This window comes from Sinorhizobium sp. (assembly GCF_059070375.1).
Genome location: NZ_JCACWC010000001.1, coordinates 141,361 through 157,833, shown reverse-complemented (window position 1 = coordinate 157,833; position 16,473 = coordinate 141,361). Strand labels below are relative to the sequence as shown.

The window sequence follows — 16,473 nt, the reverse complement described above, 5'->3', positions numbered from 1 at the left end:
TCCTACAAAGCCAAGCCGAGATAAGCGGGCAATGCGGAAAGGGCTTGGTCATTCGGATGGGGATATCGCTGCCTTCGCTCGCACCGCGCCGAGCCGCCTCAATGGGGGTGACGGCCGAGTGTCAGCATGGGCGACCCTGTTACAACTCGGTTCGAGGCTCGGTTGGCTGCCAAATGCTTATTCTGCGGGTCTCTGGCATTAAGAAGATGGCGAGCACGAAACACACGGCAGGAACGGCAATTGGGTAGATCAGCGCGTACCCGATACTACCTGTCGCTGCGAAGGCCGCCGAGGTTATGAACGGCACCAGTCCGCCACCCCAGCCGTTTCCGATGTGATACGGCACTGATACCGACGTGTACCGAATCCTACCGGGAAAATATTCCGCCAGAAACGCCCCAACCGGTCCGTAGACCATGCCGACATAGCAAACGAGGATGAAGATGATGAAGATTGCGATCGGATAGTTGATGCTCCCAGGCTGCGTGACCGCACCGAGCCACAAATACAGCGGGTAATAGGTGAGCGCGGCGAGCAGCATTCCTCCCAGGATCACTGGCTTGCGGCCGATTATGTCGGAAAGCCAGCCAAAGAGGATTAGGCTCGGCGTTGCAAGAAGCAATGCCGCTCCGACGATGTAGGCGGAGTTCAGCGGATCCACTTTGGAGACCTGCTGCAGAAAGTACAACGCCCAGAACTGTCCGCTGTACCAGACCACGCCCTGTCCAATAAGCACGATGGTGGCGATCCCCACATATTTAATGTTGGAGCTGAGAAACGCTTCCCTCCAGGGATTTTGGGTCATTTGCCCCTTGGCCTTGATCTCCTGGAAGATTGGTGTCTCCTGGAGCTGGAGCCGAATGTAGATCGCGATGCCTACAAGCAGGAACGACACCAGGAATGGAACGCGCCACGCCCATGCGTCGAAAGCTTCACTGCCAAAATAGGTTCGCGCCGCGATGATCACCGCCAGCGACACCACGATCCCGAGAGTCGGGGAAGTCTGAAGCCAGCCTGTATAGTAGCCGCGGCGTTCGTCGGGGACGTGCTCGGCGACGTAGGTGATGGCGCCGCCATACTCGCCGCCCAAGCACAAGCCCTGGATCATCCGCAAGCTGAAAAGAAGGAAGGCAGCGGTCAGACCGATCGACTCATAGGTGGGGATTAGACCGATCGCACCGGTGCCTAACCCCATTCCCGTCAGCGTGATGAGGAATGTGTATTTGCGGCCGACCCTATCGCCCATCCAGCCGAAGAGGAAAGCGCCAAGTGGGCGGATCAGGAATCCTGCCGTGAAGAGCGCAATCGTACTCAGCAGCGCCGCAACCGGGTGTGATTGCTCGAAGAACTTGACGGACAGAACCGCAGCCAAGCTCCCGAAGATATAGAAGTCATACCATTCGATGATGTTTCCAACCGATGCGGCAACGATCACGCGGCGGAAATCCGTCGGGACTTGAACAGCCATGTTGCTTCCTCCCGTTTCAAGACATGGCTCTCAGTAATTTCCTATAGTTTACCACGAAAATCGCTTGGCCAAAATCGAGCAGTGCTCGCGAAACGCGGCATCGAGCCACCAGGATTAGCATTGAAGACGAAGGAGGGCCCCGTGAAACAACACTCCCGCTTGGCGATGCCGAGCCGCTCTTTTAGAGTTCCAGGGTGAGGGCGTCATTCTAAGCGCTTTGCTCACCAATTTCCGCTCTCCACTGGTGGCGGACCGAGGAAGCGTCCGCCCTTCGAAAGCCGGCTCTGAATCCTGTGCCTTGAATGGAGCCCAACCGAAGACTTCGAATGCTTCGGCAAGCTTGCCTCATACGCTCTTACCGCCAGTTATTCGCTTGACCAGGAGACGAGTGCGGTGATGATGGCGTTGTCGCGTAGAGGCCTCTTGCTGGCGGCTGCTATCCCGGCCGCTACTGCGCGCATGTCATTCACGTTGGCAGGGGAAACGGCTGTGGCGAAAAAGGTCGTGCTTCTGGGCGATTCGGTGTTCGACAACGGGGCTTACGTCGCCGGCGGGGCAGACGTCCTGCAGCATCTTGTGCGTCGGCTGCCGGCGGGGTGGTCTGCCTCTTTACTTGCCGCTGACGGCAGTCTGATGGAGGATGTGCGTCTGCAACTGCAGCGCCTACCGACCGATGCCACCCACCTGGTAGCAAGCGTGGGCGGCAACGATGCACTCCGCGTCTCCGAGGTCTTAAACGCTCCCTCGCGGTCGGTCGGCGACGCACTGCTCAGGCTCGCGGCCGTAAGAGAGCAGTTCTGCTCAAGCTATTTCGATATCCTAGATACCGTACTAGCCGCCAAACTTCCGACGGCCATCTGCACGATTTACGACGTACGCTACGCCGACCCCGACCAAAGGCGTGTTGCGGTCACGGCCCTCTCGATCCTTAATGACTGCATTACTCGTGCAGCCGCCGAGCGAGGGGTTGCGCTAATCGACCTCCGCGTTATCTGCGACGAGGATAGCGATTTCGCCAATGCCATCGAACCGTCCGAGAAGGGCGGCGGCAAAATCGCTTCCGCCATCGTCTCGTTTGTTGCCCCGAATCCATCACCAGGTGGACGCGGCGAACTAATTGTACGCTGATTTCGACATCGAGCCCAATTCGGCGAATCGGGCTGCGGCTTGGCTCGGCTTAGACGCCGCGGGTCCTTGCGCTCACTCTGCTCGCAACTTCGCAGCGCCGGCACGCTCGTGACCGGACGAGGTAGCGGGGTGTACTTTGGCTCAACGCGTCCTACCGCCAACCTTGTGACAAGCCCCCTGAATGAACTTGAGTTGCGCGCGCGACCGACCCGAAAGCGCTAAAACTCAGCCACTTTGCCCCAGGCGGAGCCTGTAAGACGCTCCGGTTTGTAGGGAATAGGGTCGACAAGGGGCGTTTGTCCGGTGATGACATCTGCGATCAGATGACCGGCACCCGGGCCGATTCCGAAGCCATGTCCGCTAAAACCGGCCGCGAGAATGAAGCCGGGAATGTTGGGGACCTCGCCGATGGCCGGCACACCGTCGGGCGTGCTGTCGATATAGCCGGCCCATCTTGAGGCGATTTTCGCCTTTGCGAGACCTGGCAGTAAGTTCCGGGCCCGGCGGAGAACTTCGGAAATCGTGCCCTCGTCGACAGCCGGATCGAGAATACGCATGTGTTCCATCGGTGTGCGCTCATCGAGCCGCCAGCGTCTGAGCGTTTCATGTCCCGAGCGCCAGCCCTCGACCCCGCCCGGTGCCAGATTCCGCCAGCGGCGGGCAAACATCGGTACGAAATATCTCGCGAACCGGAGTTGCTGTGCCGTAACGTCGACCCTGGCGCGGCCGCTGATCGCCAAGGTGTAACCGCCATCGGCACGCCGTGTCGTGGAGACCTCCGTCGTGTGGAGAGCATCCGGCAGGCCCTCGACAGGTCCGACGGACAGAATCGACGACCGGACCGAAGCCTGAGGGAAGCGCACACCCAGGTTGTTGCAGAATGACGAGGCCCAAGCACCACCGGCAAGGACGGCGACCTTTGTCCGGATTGTCCCTTTCTCGGTGATAACGGCGGAGAGTCGGCCGCCACTCGTCTCAATGCCGCGAGCTGCGCAATTCTGGAGTACGACGCCGCCCGCGCTGATGATCGCGCGCGCCACCGCAGGCGCTGCCTTGGACGGATCCGCGGTGCCGTCAGACGAAGAAAAGACACCGCCTTTCCACGGCTTCCCCGTGGCTTTGCCACGCTCGGTCGCCTCCGTGGAAGATAGCATGAAGGTGGTCACACCCGCCGTGCGGGCGAAGTCCCGCCAGCGAGCCCAGCCCTCCAACTCCCTCTCGTTGTTGGAGAGATAGAGAAGCCCGCAGCGTCGGAAGCCGGTGTCCTCTCCGGTCTCGGCGGCGAACCGATCCCAGAGATTAAGGCTCTTGGTGGAGAGTGGAAGTTCGCGGGCATCGCGGTTCTGTTGCCGGCACCACCCCCAATTGCGGCTCGATTGCTCGGCACCAATAAACCCCTTTTCAACGAGAACTACCTTGAGACCGCGGCAAACGAGATAGTAGGCCGTAAAGACGCCGACGATGCCGCCCCCGATCACGACCACATCTGCGGCTTGGGGCTGGGAGTCCGTGGTTTCTACGAGAACGAGCGGGGCAGGCATGGTCATCTCCGTTGAGGCAAATCCATACTATTGCGGGCTCCGCCAAAGTGGCGCGCTGAATCCAGCGTTCAACGGAATAATGTTCTGCAATCGATGGCAAGTATAACCATTTATGCTGGCTGGATGTTTCCAAGCGAAAATGGACAAGGTGGGAAGCTGTGTTATGCTCTCTGGCATAATCTGCTGAAAGGCGGGCCCGAAACGGCCCCGGGGAGACCGCGTGAAGCTCGACCGCATCGACATCAAGATTCTCTATGAATTGCAGAAGAACGGCCGGATCACCAATGTCGAGCTCGCCGAATTAGTTCATCTATCGCCGAGCCCTTGTCTGATGCGGGTGAAAAAACTGCAGTCGGAGGGCTATATCGACGGCTATTCCGCCCATATTAACACCGCCAAACTCGGTCAGACTATAACGGTATTCACCGAAATCACCCTGAAGAACCACCGGCAGGTTGATTTCGCACGCTTCCTGTCGACTGCCGAAAAGATTGACTCGGTCATCGAATGCCACCTGGTTTCAGGTGGGTACGACTATCTGATCAAGTTCGTCACCAGCGGCATCGCCGAATATCAGGAGATCATGGAGCGTCTCATCGACATGGATATCGGCATCGACCGATATTTCAGTTACGTCGTGTTGAAATCGCCGATCGTCAAATCGCACCTGCCGCTGACCAGCCTATTTCCCCTGTGAGCCGGCAAAAGCCAGCAAAGTTCGAGTGGCGCCTCCCGAGCAAGGCTTTTCCGAGCTGCCGGAAGTAAACAACTCGCTCCCGCATCAAGCCATGACCAACCTGACGTCACTGTCTTCCAGCGTCTGGTCGAGTGTCTTCCGGGTGCGGGCGACAATCGCATCGATATCGCCATCTGTGCAACAAAGCGGCGGCGCATAGCCCAGCACGCCATTGCCGAAGGCGCGGATGATGAGGCCGTTGTCCCACGCCCGGTCGAAAATCCGACGGGAAGGATCGGCCGTGGCCGGAAGCGGCGTCTTCTTCGTCTTGTCGGTGACGAGCTCGATCGCCGCCAGCATGCCGCGGCCCCTGATGTCGCCTACGAGCGGATGGTCGGCAAGGCCCTGCAGCCCCTCCATTAGGCGCTTGCCGGCCTTGCGGCCATTTTCCAGAAGCCCGCCCTCGTAGAGGCGCAAAACCTCGAGCGCCACCGCGGCACTCACTGGGTGGGCTGAATAGGTATAGCCATGCCCCACCAGGGAAGTGCCAGCGCCGTCTGCGATCGTGCTATACACGCGCTCGGTCATGAAGACCGCGCCCATCGGCACATAGCCCGAGGTCAGGCCCTTGGCGACTGTCAGGAAATCGGGAACGACTTCGTCTTCGCTGCAGGCGAAGAGCGGGCCGGTGCGGCCGAAACCGGTGATCACTTCGTCGGCGATGAACAGGATATCCAGTTCGTGGCAGAGGTCGCGCATCGCCTTCATCCAGCCCCTGGGCGGCACCAGTACGCCGCCCGAGCCCTGGATCGGTTCAGCATAAAATGCCGCCACCCGCTCCGCGCCGATCTCCTCCACTTTCTGCCGCAACGCCTGTTTCGAGGCAGCGATGATCGCTTGCGGATCGGGGCCCACGGGATTGCGGTAAGCGTAATGCGAGGGGATCTTGTGCTGCCAGTCGAATGGGATGCCGAAGCCGGCATGGAAGGCCGGAAGAGCCGTCAGCCCGGCGCCGACCGTCGAAGAGCCATGATAGCCCTGTTCGAGCGATATGAACTGGTCTTTCCGCGGGGTACCCTTGGCGTGATAGTAATAGCGGATGAACCGGACAGTGCTGTCGATCGCGTCGGATCCGCCGAGGGTGAAATAGACATGATTGAGATCGCCAGGGGCCCGCTCGGCAAGCGCCGCGGCAAGACGGATCCCCGGCTCGGCGCAGAGGCCAAAATAAGCGGTAGCGTAGGGCAGTTCCCGCATCTGCCGCGCGGCAGCCTCGACGATGCTGTCATGACCGTAACCGGCATTCACGCACCAGAGGCCCGCGAAACCGTCGATGAGCTGGCGCCCGGACATGTCGGTCACGGTCGCACCAGAAGCAGAGGACAGGACGCGTACGCCGAGCTTTTCGTGGGTACGATAGGAGGCGACCGGATGTACGAGATGGGCGCGGTCGAGTTCGATAAGGGAGTTGCTGAGCATCTTTGTCTCCGATTCAGCCGAAAGCCTGATTGGCCAGGGCAAAGGTTTTTACACGGGGAGAAGGATTGACTTGGCCGCCGCGCTGCATTGCCGTCGCTCCGCCGACATGGATAAGTCCACGTTCGGCCAACCACTGCGACAAGCCCAAGTCCTTGGGTGTGTCGATGCGAAGAAATCTGTCGCCTCGAGCCGCTATTTGGAACAAAATGAGCTTTTTGGCATCATCGGCATTCTCCGCCACCACGGGACCGATGACCTCACCGCGGCCGAATGGGCGCGTCGCCGAGAAACCTGCGACGTGTCCGTCGCGCCGGATCACCGCAAACCGCCCGACATCCTTCATATAGAAAATCAGCTTGCTGCGATCATCGCCGAAGGCTGCCCTGTCCAGGGCAGCTATTTGCGGGAGATCGCCGGATTGCATCCATTCGACATCGATCGGCGCTTCAACGGCCGCACAGATGCCCTGACATTGCAGAATATCTCCAACTTGGCGAAAGCCCATCTTCTCATAAAGCGGCAGGCCTTCCTGGGTCGCAACCAGTCTGCATGGCACTCCGTGAGCACCATCAAGACCCGCTTCCATCAGTCGGCGGCCGAGGCCACGTCCGCGTATGGCTTCAGCAACGATGACCATATTTATCGTGGCGCAGCCTCCGAAGAGTGTCGTGAGTGTAGTGCCGACGACCTTTTCATTCTCCAGCACGACGACGCCTGTGCTCATTGCAAGTGCCGTTTCCCAATCCTCCAGCCTGTGTGGCCAACCGGCCTGTCGCGAAAGCGCCAACGCGCCTTCGAGATGTTCGGTACCAAACGGAACGATGTCGAGTTGGGTCATATGCATTGCCTGGATCCCTGCTTCTTCACAGGGAAGAATAACGTCGCCTGAAAAGAAGATCGTCCCGACAACCGGAGACGGGCGACATCTTTGACCGTGTTGGCGAGCGCTCACCGCATCTTATGCTGATAGCAAATCTTTGAATGGCTCGGTGCCGCAACGGCTGCCAGGCGCAACTCTCTGCCAAATATCGAGGAAATACGAAAGATTCTGCTTCGCACAGTGGCAACTGCGGCCAGTTGCTCTGCATAGCCCTTGCTAGAATTACCTATATCGAAGGCGCCTCGGCATAACCAAGGGCCACTCGATGATACGATACCGACCGAATGCACTACCTTAAATTACTGGAGTGTTCTCCTCTCATGTTCATGTCGGCACTCCTTTTCCAGAACAAACTTGATCGTAGACGCGAGCCGATCAACGGCTATGTCGAGATCAAGAGCATGGCAGACCATTCCGGCGTTGTCGGCCTCTAGCGGAGCAAGGCGATGAAGTTCGAATCCTACTGGCACGACACCGCCCCGAAATTCGCAGGCGCCTGCAGTGGCCCCGTCGAAGGCCATTATGATGTTGCCGTGATCGGCGGCGGCTTCACCGGCTTGGCCGCAGCACGGCAGCTCGCGAAGTCCGGCGCGCGCGTGGCCGTGCTGGAGGCGAACCATATCGGATGGGGTGCATCCGGCCGCAACGGCGGGCATCTCAACAACGGGCTTGCCCACAGCTTCATCGCCGCCAAAGCAGAGCTTGGAAAAGAACGCGCGGTGGCGCTTTATCGAGCTCTCGACGACTCCATCGATACGATCGAGAAAATCGTTGCTGAGGAAGCCATCGATTGCGACTTCCGGCGCGCCGGGAAGCTGAAGCTCGCTTCAAAGCCTCAGCATTTCGAGGCGATCGCCCGCAATTTCCAAGCGGTGCATCGTGAGGTCGATCCGGATACCGCCCTGCTGACGCCGGATGATCTCAGGACCGAGGTCGGCTCTCCCTTCCATGGCGCAATGCTCTCGAAGAAGAGCGCGATGATGCATATGGGCCGATATGTCGTTGGATTGGCCCAGGCGGCAGCACGGCATGGCGCGAAAATATTCGAAGACGCCCATGTGACACGCCACACCATATCGGGCCCGAAGCACCGACTGGAGACGGCCCGAGGTGAGGTGACCGCCGACCATGTCCTAGTCGCGACCGGCGCCTATACGTCCGGGGCCTCCTTTAACTATTTCCGGCGCCGAATCATCCCGGTCGGCAGTTTCCTGATCGCGACCCGGCCTTTGACCTCGGCGGAAGTGGCAGCCACCATGCCGGGCAACCGCACCTGCACCACCTCGATGAACATCGGCAACTATTTCCGCCTGTCGCCGGACAACCGGCTGATCTTCGGCGGGCGCGCCCGCTTTGCCGCGACGTCGGACCAGCGCTCCGACGCAAAGAGCGGCGCCATATTGCGCGCCAGCCTCGCCCAGATCTTCCCGCATCTTGCCCATGTGGAGATCGACTATTGCTGGGGCGGCCTGGTGGATATGACCAAGGACCGCTATCCCCGCGCGGGCTATGTCGACGGCGTGTGGTATGCGATGGGCTATTCGGGCCATGGCGCGCAGCTCTCGACGCATCTCGGGATGATCATGGCCGACGCCATGCTGGGCAAGGCTGACCGGAACCCGCTCAAGGGCATCGAATGGCCTGCTGTGCCCGGCCATTTCGGCAAGCCCTGGTTCCTGCCGCTGGTCGGGCTCTACTACAAGACCCTCGACCGATTTCAGTAAGGCGGCCCTCCTCCCCTGCCGCCAATTGGGGCGCGGATCTCTCGATCCGCGCCTTCTTTTTCACCGTTGGAATAGATGGAAGCACTTCAAACAAGGATACTGCTCAATGCCAAGTTGAGGGCGCTTGAGCACTCGAGCGGCTCCTCAGAGAAGACGTTCGAGCACTGCCTTCGCAATCGTCTCAGTCATATGCCTTCCGGGAACGGTGCCAATCCCGGCCTTCGTCGTCGCTTCGATCGCCGCCATGACGCGCGCCGCGGCGGCACGCTCGCCGAGATGGTCGAGCATCATCGCGCCCGACCAGATGGCGGCGATCGGGTTGGCGATACCAAGATACGCGATGTCGGGCGCTGAGCCATGGACCGGCTCGAACATGGAAGGCGCGGTGCGATCGGGATTGATATTGGCCGAGGCCGCAAAGCCGAGCCCGCCCTGGATGGCGGCGCCGAGATCGGTGAGGATATCGCCGAACAGGTTGGAGGCGACGACGACGTCGAGCGTGTCCGGTGCCATGACTATGCGCGCCGCCATCGCGTCGATATGATAGCTCGTCACCTCGACGTCGCGATATTCAGCGGCTAGGCTCCGGGTCATCTCGTCCCAGAACACCATGGTATATCTTTGGGCATTGGATTTAGTGACCGAGGCCAGCTTGCCGCGTCGCGCGCGCGCTTGCTCGAAACCGAAGCGCAGGATGCGTTCGACGCCTTTGCGGGTGAAGATGGCGGTCTCTATAGCCACCTCGTCGGCCGTTCCTTGATGAATGCGCCCGCCCGCGCCGGAATATTCGCCTTCGGTATTCTCGCGGATGCAGAGTATGTCGAAGTTGTCGCTCTTCAGCGGGCCGGAGGCACCGGGCAAGAGCCGGTGCGGGCGGATATTGGCATATTGGGTGAAGGCCTTGCGGATCGGCAACAGCAGCCCGTGCAGCGACACGGAATCCGGCACCTCCGCCGGCCAGCCGACGGCACCAAGCAGGATGGCATCGAAGCGTCTGAGCGTTTCTATGCCGTTTGCCGGCATCATGGCCCCTGTTTGCTTGTAGAAGTCGCAGGACCACGGGAAGGTCGTCCCCTCAAGCGTAATGCCCGATGCCTTGGCGGTCGCCTGGAGGACGTCCCAGGCGGCCTCAGTGACTGGTTTGCCGATGCCGTCGCCCGGCAGTAGCGCGATCGAGTAGGTTTTCATGTGTGATCCTGGAGGTTGATGAGCACGCTCTTGCTCTTGCGGTTGGCGTGATAGGCTTCGCGGCCAAGATCCTTGCCGATGCCGGAACGCTTGTAGCCACCGGTCGGCAGGATATGGTCTCGGGAGCGGCTGTAGCGATTGACCCAAACAGTGCCGGCCTGCAGCCGTCGCGTCATGCGGATGGAACGCGAGAGATCGCAAGTGAAAAGTCCTGCCGCCAGCCCGTATGTCGGGTGGTCGGCGAGTGCGAGGGCCTCCTCTTCATCCGTGAAGCTCTGCACAGTCAGCACTGGGCCGAAGATTTCCTCCGTGACGGCCGGGGAGGTCTGGTCGATGTTCGACAGCAGGGTTGGGCCGTAGAAATAGCCGTCAGTTTCGAGGCGTTTGCCGCCGGCCAGGCATTCGGCTCCAGCCTGACGCGCCGCCTGCACGATGGCACCGATACGGGTGATCTGGCGCTCGGAAATGATCGGCGAATAGTCGCTCGTCTCGTCCCAGGTCGGGCCGGGTCGGATTGTCGCCATTTGTGACAAGATCGCCTCAATCAGCGGCTCCATTACGGATTGCTCGACGATGATGCGCGAACCCGCGACGCAGGCCTGGCCGGCATTGACGAGGATGCTGTTGGCGATGGCATTGGCGGCAAGCGTCAGGTCGGCATCGGCAAAGACGATCTGCGGGCTTTTGCCGCCGAGCTCGAGCGTCATTGGCTTTACGCCCGTCCTCGCGATATTCGCCATGATGGCTGACCCGGCCGCAGTCGATCCGGTGAAGCTGATTTTCGCGATATCCGGATGACCGGTCATCGCCTGGCCGGTGGTCTGCCCGTCGCCGAGCACGATATTGATGAGGCCCGCCGGAATGCCGGCCCGAACGGCTAGTTCGGCGAGGTAGAGCGTCGAGAACGGCGTCATCTCCGAGGGCTTCAATACAATGGCATTGCCAGCGGCAAGTGCGGGCCCCAGTTTCCAGCCCGCCATGGAGAGCGGAAAATTCCACGGCGTGATAGCGCCGACGACGCCATAGGGCTCGGTCAGGATCATGCCGAGGCACGAGTCATCGGTCGGGACGAGATCGCTGCCTTCCTTGTCAGCGAATTCGGCGAAGAAGCGTATCTGCTCGGCGGTGACCGCGACATCGCCCCCAATGAGCTGGCCGATCGGGCGCGTGGAGGAGACGGCTTCCAGCCGGGCAAGGGTTTCGCCTTCGGACTCGATCAGGTCCGCCCAGCGATGCATGGCATTGGTGCGTTCGCGCGGGCGGCGGGTGGACCAGCTGCTTTCGCGGAGCGCCGTCTTGGCAGCGGATACGGCTTCGTCGACAAGGCCGTCATCGGCTACGGGGCACTCGGCATAGACGACGGCATCGGAGGGGCGGCGCATGGGCAACCCACCCCCGGCATCGATGTAGCGCCCGCCGATGAAATGGCCTTTCGGCAACTGAATTGTGTCTGGATCAAAGCTCAGAGCCATGGCCGTGTCCTTGGATGATATTGGCGAGGCCACACGAGGCCTACTATTCCACTCAACAGGCTCGTGCGGTCCTCATAAAAAGTGGTCGACGGTGCGGTTACATCACCGTCACATAGATCTTCCTGACCGTTTCGATGGTGCGCCAAGTGCCGGTGAAGCCCGGCTTCATGACAAAACTGTCGCCCGCTTTGTATCTAACCGGCTCGCCTTCATCCGGTGTGAGCTCAACGACGCCTTGAAGGATATGGCAGAACTCGAAGGTCTCGCCCTTGATCGAGCGGGTGAGACCCGGCGTTGCTTCCCAGACCCCGGTATGGACGAGCCCATCGCGCGCCACATCCTGGGCCCAGGTCTTGAACGAGGGATCGCCAGAGATCAGCCGCTCGGGGAGCGGTTTGGATTCGCGCGGGGCCTCTGTGCTGTTCGGGTCGATGGTCTTGAGAAGGGACATGATTTCTCCTTGCTGTCCTGCTGTGGTTCAGTACCCGCGGCTGCGATCGACCAGTCCGATCGGGTCGAGGCCGGCGCGATGGCGCTTGACGTTCTCGATGACCGCACGGGCCGCGGTGTCCGGCTGTGTCACGCTGGCGATGTGCGGCGTGAGCATGATCTTGGGGTGCCGCCAGAACGGATGTTCGGGCGGCAGAGGTTCCGGCTCGGTGACGTCGATCACCGCCCCGGACAATTGATGCCTATCGAGCGCATCTATGAGGGCATCATGATCTAGCTGTGCGCCACGACCGACATGAACGAGCGATGCGCCGGGCGAAAGGGCCGCAAAGAGCTGCGCATCGAGAATGCCGCGGGTCTCCCCCGTGAGCGGGAGAAGGCAGACCAGAATGTCAGTCTCCCCAAGAAAGGACGGCAGCGACTCGGCGCCATAATGACAGCGCACTCCGTCGATCCGGCGTGGGGAACGGCTCCACCCGGACAGCGGAAAGCCGAATGGCGTCAGCCGCTCGATGACCGCTTGCCCGAGCATCCCGAGACCGAGCACGCCGATCCGGCGGTCTGCCGCCTGCCGGGCGGGCAGGGCTTGCCATCTGCTTTCGGACTGCTGCGCAAGATATGCCTTGAGATTGCGGTGAAGCGATAATACGGCAAGCGTCACATATTCCTGCATCATGCGCACGATGCCGTCTTCGACCATCCGGACGAGCTTGACCTCAGTCGGAAGGGTCTCGATCCGGAATTGATCGACGCCGGCACCGATCGAAAAGACGATTTCGAGATTTTTGAAGCGGTCGAGATCCGGCGGTAAGGTCCATGTCAGGACGTAACGGACATCATCAGGATCAACCTGCGTCAAATCCATAATGAAGGGGAGATCGGGAAGGTCGCGGGCGAAGGCTTCGGCGAAGATGCGCCCTCTCTCTCGATCGGAATTGAACCAGAACGCCATTTGTATGCCTCAGCTTCGGAGTGTTTCAGCGAGTCGCTCGATCATTGTCTGACACGCAACGAGTTCGTCGGTGCGAATGAATTCGTCGGCGCGATGGGCCCGGGCGATATCGCCCGGGCCGCAGATGATCGCGTCGATGCCGGCCGCCTGATAAAGCCCGGCTTCGGTGCCGTAGCTCACGGCGGCAAGCGTTTCGATACCGGTCAGTTGTTCCATCAGCCTAGCAAGTGGCGCATCGGCGGCGAGCGACAACGCGGGGTAGCAGCTCAGAAGATCCCACTTTGTTTCAAAGCCTCGCTGCGCAAGCGCGACTGCGGCAAGCTTTACCGGCTCGAGGAGATCGGCGGGTGTCGCTCCCGTGATCGCCCGGGCCTCGATTTCCGCCGTGAGGAAATCCGGAATGATGTTCACTGCTTGCCCGCCAGACACAGTTCCGACCTGGAGCGAGGAATAGGGTGGCTCAAAGCTTGGGTCCAATCGGCTGCTCCGGAGTGCCTCTCCCGTACGAACGGCGGCAAGCAGGACGCAGGCGAAGGCATGGATCGCATTTAGACCCTGATCGGGCCGCGACGAATGACCGGATCGTCCGCGAATCTCAACTCTTGCAGCGGCCTTTCCCTTATGGGCGCGGATCGCACGCATGCCACTGGGCTCGCCGATGATCGCGCCGATCGGCTTAGCGCAAAGGTCAGGCAACTGGCGGATCAGATGGGGCACACCCCGACAGCCGGCTTCCTCATCATAGGAAAATGCAAAGTGTAGGGGGCGTGCGAGCGGCATTTCCACGACCGCGGGGAGTGCGGCCAATGCTGCAGCGAGAAAGCCCTTCATGTCGCTCGTCCCCCGGCCGAAGAGCAAATCGCCATCGGACCTCAGCGTGAACGGATCGGATGTCCAGTTCGACTCCAGGGCGGGAACGACATCCATATGTCCAGAGAGAATGTAGCCGGGCACATTATTGGGGCCGACCGTTGCGAAGAGGTTGGCGCGATCGCCTTCCGGTCCCCGCAGTACCGTCACCCTGGCACCGCAGCCTTCGGCAAAATCCCTGATCCACGCAACGATTCCGTCATTCGGCGTGCCGACGACGGAGGGAAAACCGACCAGCCGGTCGAGTATTTCCTTGACGTTCATCGCAGGTCTCCTTGACGTAAGCTTCCAGCCGCGCTCTGATCTCCACAATATCGCCAACTGGGGCCATATCCTGCCGAACGCTCCGTCCGGATTAGCAAAATCTATCGAATCGCCGTATTCCGAAGCAGGATGTTTCGTGCGGGGCGCACACCGCGCCAACGGGGCGGGCGATCTGCTTGGCTAGCGACTCCGCTGCCTGCAATCGCGACCATTGCGGTGCGAATTCGGTCTCCGTGCGGATACAACTGGGATCATGGACAGGTTATTCCGAGCCGGTCTTGTATATATCGGCAAGATCCGGCAGGTCCCAATTGCCACCGGTCAGAACCGCACAAACCTTTTCATCCGACCTGATTTTTATGGAGCCCGCGAGCAGTGCTCCGATGCCGATCGAAGCCGCGGGTTCGGCGATCAGCTTGGCGTCCTTAGCAAGTGCGCGCATGCCTGCGATGATGTGCTCGTCTTCGACGAGAATGATTTCATCGACGTATTTCTCAATTATTGGATACGGGTTCTGACCTGGAACGCTAATTCTCAGGCCATCGGCAATCGTGTTCTTCAGAGGCAACGACGTGCGCTGCCTGTTGATCCGACTATGATAATATTTCGGCGTCAGAGCAGGCTCAGCGCCGATGACTCGAACCGACGGTTTGGTTTCTTTGATGGCGGTCGCAATTCCCGAGATTAGCCCGCCACCGCCCAAGGGAACAATGACCGTGTCCACGTCCTCCAGATCGTCCAAAATTTCACACCCGATCGTTCCCTGGCCGGCCATAACAATGGGATCCTCAAAACCGTGGATGGTCGCATAGTTGTTTTCTTCCGCGATCTCGTAGACCTTTTTCCACCTGGCGGCGGTGTCGCCGTCAAAGAGGACCACCTCCGCGCCGAGTGCTTCCGTATTGGCAATCTTAATCATGGGGGTTGTTGTCGGGAGCACCAGGATGACTTTCACGCCCAGCATCCGGGCCGCATAGGAGAGCCCCTGAGCATGGTTGCCAGAGGAACTGGCTATGACGCCGTTTGCCATCGCCTCCCTTGGCAGGGAAAGTGTCTTGTTTAGAGCGCCGCGAATTTTGAAGGCTCCGGTAATCTGAAGCGTTTCGGGTTTGAGATAAAGCTCGCAGCCAACAACTTGCTCGATCTTCTCTGCACGCAGCAACGGAGTGTGTCTGATGTGGGGCGCCAATCGTTGGCGGGCTTCTTGAATGTCCTGAATAGTGGGATGGTTTAACATGATGCTGCTCGCCTTAGTAGGTTGCGTTCCCTCGAGGCACAGGATGGTCTAGGTCGAAGATTGATTAATCTTCCGGGTCAGATCGCAAGATAACGTAATCGTCCCGCTGGGACCTTCCAGCTCTTTAAGAATAAGCCGTGACCGAGGTCAGGATTCGAAGAATTCGAAGAAGGTCCCGACGCTTCTTTCTATCGCGTTGCTATAGATCTTCAACGCGGTCGTATTGTCTTGGATGGCCATTCCTGTGGAGTCGAAAATCGTCACTTCTTGATCGTTTTCCCTTCCTGGCCTTTTGCCGAGCAATATCTCTCCAATTTCGCCATGGATCCCGTCCTTGGTGATGATATGCTTGTCGAGCGGATGCCATGTTTCGCCCTTGTCGCTGCACTGCGCGATCGAGTCCACGACGACTTTGGCACTCCTGAATATCTCTGGATCCAGTTCCTGTTTGCCACGTTGATCCGTACCGATGGCGACGATATGCGTTCCGGGTCTTATCCAATCGGCTTCCACGAGCGAGCCCTTCCCGCGTGTCGTCGTAACGAGGATGTCGGCCTGCTCGACCGCATCCTTCTTGGAACGCGCGATGACGACCGGAATGCCGAATTCGTTTTCGATATCGATTTTGAAGCGGGAGAGCGTATCCGCGCTATTGTCCCAAGCATGGATCTCTTCGATACTCATGACCTCCCGGATCGCTCGGATCTGCATTCTGGCCTGATTTCCAGTCCCGATCGACGTGATTCTGCGAGCATCTTTCCTCGCCAGCACCTGTACGGAAACAGCCCCCGCAGCGCCGGTTCTCAAGCCCGTGATCAGGCTGCCGTCCATAACGCAGATCAACGCGCCATTTCTGGCGTCGAACAGCAGAATGGTCCCCATCCCGTTAGGTACGCCAAATACAGTCGGATTGTCGACGAACCCTCCCGAAGACGTCTTCATTGAAATAAGTTCATTGCCTTTGTAGTAGCCGAGCTTGAAATCGATTTCGCTACCGGGCGAGGGGAGATGCATTCCTATATAATCGGGTTGCTCCACCTGATCACTGTTGAAGGCTTTGTATGCCTCCTCGACGGCACCGATGACGTCCTTCATGCTGATCAATCTGCTGACTTCTTCTTTCTTGAGAAGCAGGGTTTTCACG

Annotated in this window: 14 protein-coding genes; 3 read left to right on the top strand and 11 right to left on the bottom strand. The window is 59.7% G+C overall.

What is annotated here, in order from left to right:
• Window positions 1–139: 139 nt before the first annotated feature.
• Entirely contained in the window at window positions 140–1,468 is a 1,329-nt protein-coding gene (locus tag AC5J09_RS00755) for an MFS transporter (RefSeq protein ID WP_379939715.1), read from the bottom strand.
• 489 nt (window positions 1,469–1,957) lie between these two features.
• Between AC5J09_RS00755 and AC5J09_RS00750 the strand changes: the two genes are divergently transcribed.
• The gene (locus tag AC5J09_RS00750; protein ID WP_324765098.1) at window positions 1,958–2,596 is read left to right on the top strand and encodes an SGNH/GDSL hydrolase family protein; all 639 of its coding nucleotides are present in this window, start codon (window positions 1,958–1,960) and stop codon (window positions 2,594–2,596) included.
• A 218-nt stretch (window positions 2,597–2,814) separates the two neighbouring features.
• On the opposite strand, the gene AC5J09_RS00745 is transcribed toward AC5J09_RS00750, so the two are convergent.
• Entirely contained in the window at window positions 2,815–4,137 is a 1,323-nt protein-coding gene (locus AC5J09_RS00745; protein ID WP_494296581.1) for an NAD(P)/FAD-dependent oxidoreductase, read from the bottom strand.
• Window positions 4,138–4,357: 220 nt separating this feature from the next.
• Between AC5J09_RS00745 and AC5J09_RS00740 the strand changes: the two genes are divergently transcribed.
• A complete protein-coding gene (locus AC5J09_RS00740) occupies window positions 4,358–4,834 on the top strand; it encodes an Lrp/AsnC family transcriptional regulator (protein WP_102762975.1) in 477 nt (158 codons plus the stop codon).
• A gap of 84 nt (window positions 4,835–4,918) precedes the next feature.
• Here AC5J09_RS00740 and AC5J09_RS00735 read toward each other — a convergent pair whose 3' ends face one another.
• Together AC5J09_RS00735 and AC5J09_RS00730 are read right to left on the bottom strand one after the other, a co-directional pair.
• Complete coding sequence (locus AC5J09_RS00735) at window positions 4,919–6,292, bottom strand: aspartate aminotransferase family protein (protein ID WP_494296580.1); 1,374 nt, start codon at window positions 6,290–6,292, stop codon at window positions 4,919–4,921.
• A 13-nt stretch (window positions 6,293–6,305) separates the two neighbouring features.
• On the bottom strand, window positions 6,306–7,136 hold the full coding sequence (locus AC5J09_RS00730) for a GNAT family N-acetyltransferase (protein WP_494296579.1): 831 nt from the start codon (window positions 7,134–7,136) through the stop codon (window positions 6,306–6,308).
• 482 nt (window positions 7,137–7,618) lie between these two features.
• On the opposite strand from AC5J09_RS00730, the gene AC5J09_RS00725 reads away from it, so the two are divergent.
• A complete protein-coding gene (locus AC5J09_RS00725; protein WP_494296578.1) occupies window positions 7,619–8,896 on the top strand; it encodes an NAD(P)/FAD-dependent oxidoreductase in 1,278 nt (425 codons plus the stop codon).
• Window positions 8,897–9,040: 144 nt separating this feature from the next.
• Here AC5J09_RS00725 and AC5J09_RS00720 read toward each other — a convergent pair whose 3' ends face one another.
• The 7 genes from AC5J09_RS00720 to AC5J09_RS00690 all read right to left on the bottom strand — a co-directional run bounded on the left by AC5J09_RS00720 (window position 9,041) and on the right by AC5J09_RS00690 (window position 16,472).
• A complete protein-coding gene (locus AC5J09_RS00720) occupies window positions 9,041–10,084 on the bottom strand; it encodes a tartrate dehydrogenase (protein ID WP_324765092.1) in 1,044 nt (347 codons plus the stop codon).
• Entirely contained in the window at window positions 10,081–11,556 is a 1,476-nt protein-coding gene (locus tag AC5J09_RS00715; RefSeq protein ID WP_494296577.1) for an aldehyde dehydrogenase family protein, read from the bottom strand. Before AC5J09_RS00715 ends, AC5J09_RS00720 begins: the two co-directional genes overlap by 4 nt.
• Window positions 11,557–11,653: 97 nt before the next feature.
• A complete protein-coding gene (locus AC5J09_RS00710) occupies window positions 11,654–12,007 on the bottom strand; it encodes a cupin domain-containing protein (protein ID WP_102764728.1) in 354 nt (117 codons plus the stop codon).
• 27 nt (window positions 12,008–12,034) lie between these two features.
• Complete coding sequence (locus AC5J09_RS00705) at window positions 12,035–12,958, bottom strand: 2-hydroxyacid dehydrogenase (protein ID WP_379939730.1); 924 nt, start codon at window positions 12,956–12,958, stop codon at window positions 12,035–12,037.
• A 9-nt stretch (window positions 12,959–12,967) separates the two neighbouring features.
• Window positions 12,968–14,092 (bottom strand): acetylornithine deacetylase, encoded by a 1,125-nt coding sequence (gene argE, locus AC5J09_RS00700; RefSeq protein ID WP_494296576.1) that lies wholly within the window; start codon window positions 14,090–14,092, stop codon window positions 12,968–12,970.
• 262 nt (window positions 14,093–14,354) lie between these two features.
• A complete protein-coding gene (locus AC5J09_RS00695; RefSeq protein WP_494296575.1) occupies window positions 14,355–15,329 on the bottom strand; it encodes a threonine/serine dehydratase family protein in 975 nt (324 codons plus the stop codon).
• A 147-nt stretch (window positions 15,330–15,476) separates the two neighbouring features.
• Window positions 15,477–16,472, bottom strand: a complete 996-nt coding sequence (locus tag AC5J09_RS00690; RefSeq protein WP_494296574.1) for an ornithine cyclodeaminase family protein — start codon at window positions 16,470–16,472, stop codon at window positions 15,477–15,479.
• Window position 16,473 lies beyond the last annotated feature (1 nt).